Below are 7201 nucleotides of genomic sequence, written 5' to 3' on the forward strand. Positions count from 1 at the left end.
CCTCGTGGTGCGGGCGGCGTCAGTGCCGCTCGGCCTTGGCGCTGCGCGACATCAGTTCCTTGAGGGCCACGAGCGGCGGCTTGCCCTCGTGCACGATCTCCACGACGGTCTCCGTGATCGGCATGTCGACTCCGTGGCGGCGCGCCAGATCCAGCACCGACTCGCAGGACTTGACGCCCTCGGCGGTCTGCTTGGTGACCGCGATGGTCTCCGCGAGGGTCATGCCGCGGCCGAGGCTCGCGCCGAAGGTGCGGTTGCGGGAGAGCGGCGAGGCGCAGGTGGCGACGAGGTCCCCCATGCCGGCGAGGCCGGCGAAGGTGTGCGCGTCGGCGCCCATGGCGAGGCCCAGCCGGGTGGTCTCGGCCAGGCCGCGGGTGATCAGGGAGGCCTTGGCGTTGTCGCCGAGCCCCATGCCGTCGGCGATGCCGACGGCGAGGGCGATGACGTTCTTGACGGCGCCGCCGAGTTCGCAGCCCACCACGTCGGTGTTGGTGTACGGGCGGAAGTAGGCGGTGTGGCAGGCGGCCTGGAGGCGCTGGGCCACTGACTCGTCGCGGCAGGCGACGACGGCGGCGGCGGGCTGCCGCGCGGCGATCTCCTTGGCGAGGTTGGGGCCGGTCAGGACGGCCACCTGGTCGGCGGAGACCTTGGCGACCTCCTCGATGACCTCGCTCATGCGCTTGGCGGTGCCGAGCTCCACGCCCTTCATCAGGGAGACGAGGACGGTGTCGGCGGGCAGCAGGGGCGCCCACTCGGCGAGATTGCCGCGCAGGGTCTGGGAGGGCACGGCGAGGACGGTGAAGTCGGCGCCCCGTGCGGCCTCGGCGGGGTCGGTGGTGGCTCGCACGGAGGGCGGGAGCTCGACGCCCGGGAGGTAGTCGGGGTTGGTGCGGGTGGTGTTGACGGCCTCCACGAGGGCGGCGCGCCGTCCCCACATGGTGACCTCGCAGCCGGCGTCCGCGAGGACCATGGCGAAGGCGGTCCCCCAGGAACCGGTGCCGTAGACGGCGCAGCGCGTCACTTCTTGTCCTCCTGGGCCTTGCGGCGGGCCGCCGCACGGGCCTTCTTGGGGTTGTACGGCTCGGCGGGGGCCGGCTCGCCGCGCAGTTCGGCGAGGAGGGCGGTGATGGCGGCCATGATGTCGTCGGTCGCGGCGCGCAGGACGTCCGCGGTGGGCTCCTTGCCGTAGTACGCGGAGAGGTCGACGGGCGGGCCGGCCAGCACCTTGAGCGTCTTGCGGGGGAAGAGCCGGAGCTTGTTCTCCTTGGCGTACGGCGGCATGGCCTCGTTGGCGCCCCACTGGGCGACCGGGATGACGGGGGCGCGGGTGAGGAGCGCGACGCGGGCGGCGCCGGTCTTGCCCTCCATGGGCCACATGTCGGGGTCGCGGGTGAGGGTGCCCTCGGGGTAGAAGGCCACGCACTCGCCCTTGTTGATGGCTTCGACGGCGGCCTTGAAGGCGGCTGCGGCGTCGGCCGACTCCCGGTAGACGGGGATCTGCCCCGTGCCGCGCAGGACCGCGCCGACGAAGCTGCCCTTGAACAGGGCGGCCTTGGCCAGGAAGCGGGGGACACGCCCGGTGTTGTACTGGTAGTGGGCGTAGGAGAGCGGGTCGAGATACGAGTTGTGGTTGACGGCGGTAATAAAACCGCCGTCGGCCGGAATGTGCTCCATTCCCCGCCAGTCCCGCTTGAACAGAACCACGAGCGGCGGTTTAGCCAACACCGCCGTAAAGCGGTACCAGAAGCCGATTCTGTGGCGGGACACTCGGACACCCTTCTCTTGGGACCTTGGAGCTGTGCTGAACCCGGAGGCCGCACAAGTGTCGCCCCAGGTCCCCGGTCTGTCGAGAACACCGTAACCCCGCGCTCGGCGGGCGGCTGCGGCAGCGGGTGACAATGAGGCGGATGCGAAGAGAGGGGGCGGATGTGGTCTGGACGCTGGTGGTGCCGGTGAAGCCGCTGGCCCTGGCCAAGAGCCGTCTCGCCAGGGGCGCCGGGGAGGGGCCCCGTGCCGCGCTCGCGCTGGCGTTCGCCGTGGACACCGTGGCCGCGGCACTGGCCTGTGCGGCGGTACGGGATGTGGTGGTCGTCACGGGCGATCCGCTGGCGGGGGCCGAGCTCGCCGCCCTCGGGGCGCGCGTCCTGGCCGAACCGAAGGGGCCGGGAGGCCTGAACGGCGCCCTTGCGCACGGTGCGCGGACCGTACGGGCGGGGCGGCCCGGCGCGGCCGTGGCGACCCTCAACGCGGACCTTCCGGCCCTGCGCCCGGCGGAACTGGGCCGGGTTCTCGATTCGGCGGCGGAATTCCCCCGCGCATTTCTCGCGGACGCGGCGGGAATCGGGACGACGCTGCTGGCGGCGGGGCCGGGAAAGGAATTGGCGCCGGCGTTCGAAGGACATTCGCGCGCCCGGCACCGGGACTCGGGGGCGCGGGAGATCGGGCTGGCCGGGGTGGATTCCGTGCGCCGGGACGTGGATACGGAGGCGGATTTGCGGGCCGCCCTGGCCCTGGGCGTGGGGCCGCGTACGGCAGCCGTCGTGGGTGCCCCCTGGGGCCCGGAGGGCGGGTACGCAGGGGGCGCGGTGCGGCCGCCCCGTGCGGCCGGTGCGCAGCGGCCCGGGGCGGCTGCGGGGGAACGCTCCGCCCCGCGCGCCGACTAGGCTGCTGACATGCAGGCCACCGCTTACACCTTCGACCCTCAGACGCGCTCCGGAAGCGTGCTCCTGGACGACGGCACCCCGCTGTCCTTCGACGCAGCGGCCTTCGACGCGGGGGGCCTGCGCCTGCTGCGGCCGGGCCAGCGGGTGCGCATCGAGTGCGCGGAGGCCGCCGCGGGCGCGGAGGGGGCCCCGGAGGGCCGCCGCGTGACGCTGGTGACGCTGCAGACACTCTGAATCCGGCACTCTGAATCCGGCCGGACCCCGGCACCGTACACACACCGCGTACACACACCGCGGGCCGGGCTCCCCGAGGGGAGCCCGGCCCGGCGCGTGACGCCGTTCGCTGCCTTACTTCTTGGCGGCGGTCTTCTTGGCGGTGGTCTTGCGCGCGGTGGTCTTGCGCGTCGTGGCCTTGGTCGCCGTGGCCTTCTTGGCGGGCGCCGTCTTCTTCGCGGCGGCCTTCTTGGCGGTGGCGGCGGCCTTCTTCGCCGGCGCGGCCTTCTTGGCGGTGGTCTTCTTGGCGGCGGCGGCCGTGGTGGCCTTCTTCGCCGTCGTCTTCTTCGCCGTGGTGGTCTTCTTCGCGGCGGCCGTCGTCTTCTTGGCCGTCGTGGTCTTCTTCGCGGCGGCCTTCTTGGCGGTGGCGGCCGTGGTGGCCTTCTTCGCCGTGGCCTTCTTGGCGGTGGCCTTCTTGGCCGCGGCCTTGGCGGTGACCTTGCCGCCCGAAAGGCTGCCCTTGGGCGCCTTCTTGACGGAGACCTCGCCACCCTTCGGCAGCTTCTTGGAGCCGCTCACCAGGTCCTTGAAGCCCTGACCCGCGCGGAAGCGCGGCACCGAGGTCTTCTTGACCCGCACGCGCTCACCCGTCTGCGGGTTGCGGGCGTAACGGGCCGGGCGGTCGACCTTCTCGAACGAGCCGAAGCCGGTGACCGAGACCCGGTCACCCGCGACAACTGCACGGACGATCGCGTCGAGCACCGCGTCAACGGCGTCTGCGGCCTGCTGACGGCCGCCGAGCTTGTCGGCAATCGCTTCAACGAGCTGCGCCTTGTTCACGTCTTCCCCTTCGGAGACATTGCTGGAACGAATGCGCTCCAGCCTTTTCGCACGTTAGGCAGATATATACCGCAAATCAAACACGAAACGGTCTAATCACCCTTGTGCCGCAACGAACTCGACCATCACGGAGTTCCGTCACGGTCGGGCTCTTCGGGGAAACGGCCCTCGTCGAGGTCGTTCATCAGCCGGTCCAGACGCATTGCGGCGCCTGAGAGATCGTGCTTCGCCGCGGCCGTGATGGCCAGCAGCTTCCGGGACAGCGTCATCCTTACGCCCTCCGGGACTTGCAGTGCGCGCACCCGGGAGTGCGCTTCCTTGAGTCGGTCCGCGACGAGCCGGTATAGCTCGAGTTGGCTGTCGCGTTCCATGCACCGATTGTGCCATCTGAGGCGAGTTGTCGCTTCACAGGGCCTCAACAGAGCGATGCGCCCCCTGTCCGAAGACAGGGGGCGCATCATGCCAAACCCTTGGTGAGCAGCGAAAATCCGGGGTCCCCCGGGAGCCGCACAGGTTGTTCAGACGGACGTGAAATCCGTGTCAGATCTGGGCCGTGGAGGGCTTGAAAGAGGGCCTTCCGGCCTCGAAGGAGGCGATGTCGCCCTCGTGCCGGAGGGTCAGTCCGATGTCGTCGAGCCCCTCCAGGAGGCGCCACCGGGCGTTCTCGTCAAGGTCGAAATCAGCCGTGATCGCGCCGGCCCGGACCTGGCGCGCCACGAGGTCGACGGTCACCTCGGCGGCCGGGTCGGCCTCGGTCAGCTCCCAGAGGGCGTCGACGGTCTCCTGCGGCAGGACGACGGTCAGCAGTCCGTTCTTGAGCGAATTGCCACGGAAGATGTCGGCGAAGCGCGAGGAGACGACCGCTTTGAAGCCGTAGTTCTGCAGCGCCCAGACCGCGTGCTCGCGGGAGGAGCCGGTGCCGAAGTCCGGGCCGGCCACCAGGACGCTGGCCCCCCGGCGCTCGGGACGGTTCAGCACGAACTCGGGGTCCTTGCGCCAGGCCTCGAAGAGCCCGTCCTCGAAGCCGTCGCGGGTGACCTTCTTGAGCCAGTGCGCGGGGATGATCTGGTCCGTGTCGACATTGCTGCGGCGCAGCGGTACGGCGCGGCCGGTGTGCGTGGTGAAAGCTTCCATGGCTGTTCAGGCCCCCAGGGGAGTGCGGACGTCGGACGCGCCGGCCGGGCCGGGCAGGTCGGCCGGGGAGGCCAGATGGCCCAGTACGGCGGTGGCGGCGGCCACCTGGGGCGAGACCAGGTGCGTACGGCCACCCTTGCCCTGCCTGCCCTCGAAGTTACGGTTGGAGGTCGATGCGGACCTCTCGCCCGGCGCCAGTTGGTCGGGGTTCATGCCGAGGCACATCGAACAGCCCGCGTGACGCCACTCGGCACCGGCCGCGGTGAAGACCTTGTCCAGCCCCTCGCCGACGGCCTGCAGGGCCACCCGGACGGAGCCGGGGACGACCAGCATGCGGATGCCGTCGGCGATCCGGCGGCCCTCCAGGACGGCTGCGGCGGAGCGCAGGTCCTCGATCCGGCCGTTGGTGCACGAGCCCACGAACACGGTGTCCACGCGGATGTCGCGGAGCGGCTGACCTGCCGTCAACCCCATGTATTCCAGGGCCTTTTCGGCGGCCAGGCGGTCGGAGGGGTCGGAGTAGGAGGCCGGGTCGGGAACGGCCGCCGACAGGGGCGCGCCCTGCCCCGGGTTGGTGCCCCAGGTGACGAACGGGGTGAGCTCGGAGGCGTCGATGACGACCTCGTGGTCGAAGACGGCGTCGTCGTCGGTGCGCAGGGTGCGCCAGTACGCGACGGCGTCGTCCCAGTCGGCCCCGCGGGGGGCGTGGGGCCGGTCCTTCAGATAGGCGAAGGTGGTCTCGTCGGGCGCGATCATGCCGGCCCGGGCACCCGCCTCGATGGACATGTTGCACACGGTCATCCGGGCCTCCATCGAGAGCTTCTCGACGGCCGTGCCGCGGTACTCGATGACGTAGCCCTGGCCGCCGCCGGTGCCGATGCGGGCGATGACGGCGAGGATCAGGTCCTTGGCGGTGACGCCCTCGGGCAGCTCCCCGTCGACGGTCACGGCCATGGTGCGGAACGGGTCCAGCGGCAGCGTCTGCGTGGCGAGGACGTGCTCGACCTGGCTGGTGCCGATGCCGAACGCCAGCGCGCCGAACGCGCCGTGGGTGGAGGTGTGGCTGTCACCGCAGACGACGGTCGTGCCGGGCTGGGTCAGTCCCAGCTGCGGTCCCACTACGTGGACGACGCCCTGCTCGACATCGCCCAGCGGGTGCAGCCGGACGCCGAAGTCGGCGCAGTTCTTGCGCAGCGTCTCCAGCTGGGTGCGCGAGACCGGGTCGGCGATGGGCTTGTCGATGTCGAGGGTCGGGGTGTTGTGGTCCTCGGTGGCGATGGTGAGGTCCAGGCGCCGCACGGGGCGGCCGGCCTTGCGGAGGCCGTCGAAGGCCTGCGGGCTGGTGACCTCGTGCAGCAGGTGCAGGTCGATGTAGAGGAGGTCGGGCTCGCCCTCGGCGCGCCTGACGACATGGTCGTCCCAGACCTTCTCCGCGAGTGTGCGTCCCATCGCTGTCCCTCCGGCCGGCGCCGTCGCCGGTCACATTCGTGTGCCTGTGGGTGCTCTGTGTCCAGGTTGGCGCTTCTCCGGGAAATTTGAACTTGCGTTTCACAGTGTGAGACGCAAGTATCGTTGCATGGACAACACCGGTAGCGCCTCGAGCGGCGTGGGAGTACTCGACAAGGCGGCTCTGGTGCTGAGCGCGCTGGAGTCAGGGCCGGCGACCCTGGCCGGGCTCGTCACGGCCACGGGCCTGGCGCGGCCGACGGCGCACCGGCTCGCGGTGGCCCTGGAGCACCACCGGATGGTGGCGCGGGACATGCAGGGCCGGTTCATCCTCGGCCCGCGGCTGAGCGAGCTGGCGGCCGCGGCGGGCGAGGACAGACTCCTGGCCACGGCCGGCCCCGTGCTCACCCACCTGCGGGACGTCACGGGCGAGAGCGCGCAGCTCTACCGCCGCCAGGGCGACATGCGCATCTGCGTGGCCGCGGCGGAGCGTCTGTCCGGCCTGCGGGACACCGTGCCGGTGGGCTCCACGCTGCCCATGAAGGCCGGCTCGGCCGCCCAGGTGCTGATGGCCTGGGAGGAGCCGGAGCGGCTGCACCGCGGCCTGCAGGGAGCACGCTTCACGGCGACGGCGCTCTCGGGCGTGCGTCGCCGGGGCTGGGCCCAGTCGATCGGCGAGCGGGAGCCGGGCGTGGCCTCGGTCTCCGCCCCCGTGCGCGGGCCCTCCAACCGCGTGGTCGCCGCCGTCTCGGTCTCCGGACCGATCGAGCGGCTGACGCGCCACCCGGGCCGCATGCACGCGCAGGCGGTGCTGGACGCCGCGGTGCGCCTCACGGAGGCGCTGCGCCGCAACGGCTGAGCGAGCACGGAGCCGAGCAAGAGCGGAAACGACGAAGCGGCGCACG

The 7201-nt window shown here is 71.5% G+C and carries 9 protein-coding genes; 3 read left to right on the top strand and 6 right to left on the bottom strand.

All coding sequences use genetic code 11. The annotated features are described in order from the left end of the window. Positions 1–19 precede the first annotated feature (19 nt). Together IE241_RS13645 and IE241_RS13650 are read right to left on the bottom strand one after the other, a co-directional pair. On the bottom strand, positions 20–1021 hold the full coding sequence (locus tag IE241_RS13645) for an NAD(P)H-dependent glycerol-3-phosphate dehydrogenase (protein WP_190021983.1): 1002 nt from the start codon (positions 1019–1021) through the stop codon (positions 20–22). Beyond that, positions 1018–1767: a lysophospholipid acyltransferase family protein gene (locus IE241_RS13650; RefSeq protein ID WP_190021984.1), complete on the bottom strand. Its 750-nt coding sequence runs from the start codon at positions 1765–1767 to the stop codon at positions 1018–1020. Before IE241_RS13650 ends, IE241_RS13645 begins: the two co-directional genes overlap by 4 nt. Positions 1768–1928: 161 nt before the next feature. Here IE241_RS13650 and cofC point away from each other — a divergent pair, with 161 nt between their 5' ends. Continuing rightward, on the top strand, positions 1929–2663 hold the full coding sequence (gene cofC / locus IE241_RS13655) for a 2-phospho-L-lactate guanylyltransferase (RefSeq protein WP_190022197.1): 735 nt from the start codon (positions 1929–1931) through the stop codon (positions 2661–2663). A gap of 9 nt (positions 2664–2672) precedes the next feature. Then, a complete protein-coding gene (locus IE241_RS13660) occupies positions 2673–2897 on the top strand; it encodes a hypothetical protein (RefSeq protein WP_190021985.1) in 225 nt (74 codons plus the stop codon). A 114-nt stretch (positions 2898–3011) separates the two neighbouring features. Here IE241_RS13660 and IE241_RS13665 read toward each other — a convergent pair whose 3' ends face one another. The 4 genes from IE241_RS13665 to leuC form a co-directional block, all read right to left on the bottom strand. After that, the gene (locus IE241_RS13665) at positions 3012–3716 is read right to left on the bottom strand and encodes an HU family DNA-binding protein (protein ID WP_190021986.1); all 705 of its coding nucleotides are present in this window, start codon (positions 3714–3716) and stop codon (positions 3012–3014) included. A gap of 125 nt (positions 3717–3841) precedes the next feature. Next, positions 3842–4087, bottom strand: coding sequence for an SCO5555 family protein (locus tag IE241_RS13670; protein ID WP_190021987.1), 246 nt, complete (start codon positions 4085–4087; stop codon positions 3842–3844). 169 nt (positions 4088–4256) lie between these two features. Beyond that, a complete protein-coding gene (leuD, locus tag IE241_RS13675) occupies positions 4257–4850 on the bottom strand; it encodes a 3-isopropylmalate dehydratase small subunit (protein WP_190021988.1) in 594 nt (197 codons plus the stop codon). Between the two features lie 6 nt (positions 4851–4856). Next, positions 4857–6299: a 3-isopropylmalate dehydratase large subunit gene (gene leuC, locus IE241_RS13680; protein WP_190021989.1), complete on the bottom strand. Its 1443-nt coding sequence runs from the start codon at positions 6297–6299 to the stop codon at positions 4857–4859. Between the two features lie 127 nt (positions 6300–6426). Here leuC and ndgR point away from each other — a divergent pair, with 127 nt between their 5' ends. Next, on the top strand, positions 6427–7155 hold the full coding sequence (gene ndgR / locus IE241_RS13685) for an IclR family transcriptional regulator NdgR (RefSeq protein WP_058046440.1): 729 nt from the start codon (positions 6427–6429) through the stop codon (positions 7153–7155). Positions 7156–7201 lie beyond the last annotated feature (46 nt).

It is taken from the genome of Streptomyces hiroshimensis (assembly GCF_014650335.1).
GTDB classification, from domain to species: domain Bacteria; phylum Actinomycetota; class Actinomycetes; order Streptomycetales; family Streptomycetaceae; genus Streptomyces; species Streptomyces hiroshimensis.

Bases quoted from the DNA above. Each gene is read 5' to 3' on its own strand.
- leuD (WP_190021988.1), bottom strand. From the start codon at position 4,850: ATGGAAGCTTTCACCACGCACACCGGCCGCGCCGTACCGCTGCGCCGC.
- IE241_RS13670 (WP_190021987.1), bottom strand. From the start codon at position 4,087: ATGGAACGCGACAGCCAACTCGAGCTATACCGGCTCGTCGCGGACCGA.
- leuC (WP_190021989.1), bottom strand. From the start codon at position 6,299: ATGGGACGCACACTCGCGGAGAAGGTCTGGGACGACCATGTCGTCAGG.
- ndgR (WP_058046440.1), top strand. From the start codon at position 6,427: ATGGACAACACCGGTAGCGCCTCGAGCGGCGTGGGAGTACTCGACAAG.
- IE241_RS13660 (WP_190021985.1), top strand. From the start codon at position 2,673: ATGCAGGCCACCGCTTACACCTTCGACCCTCAGACGCGCTCCGGAAGC.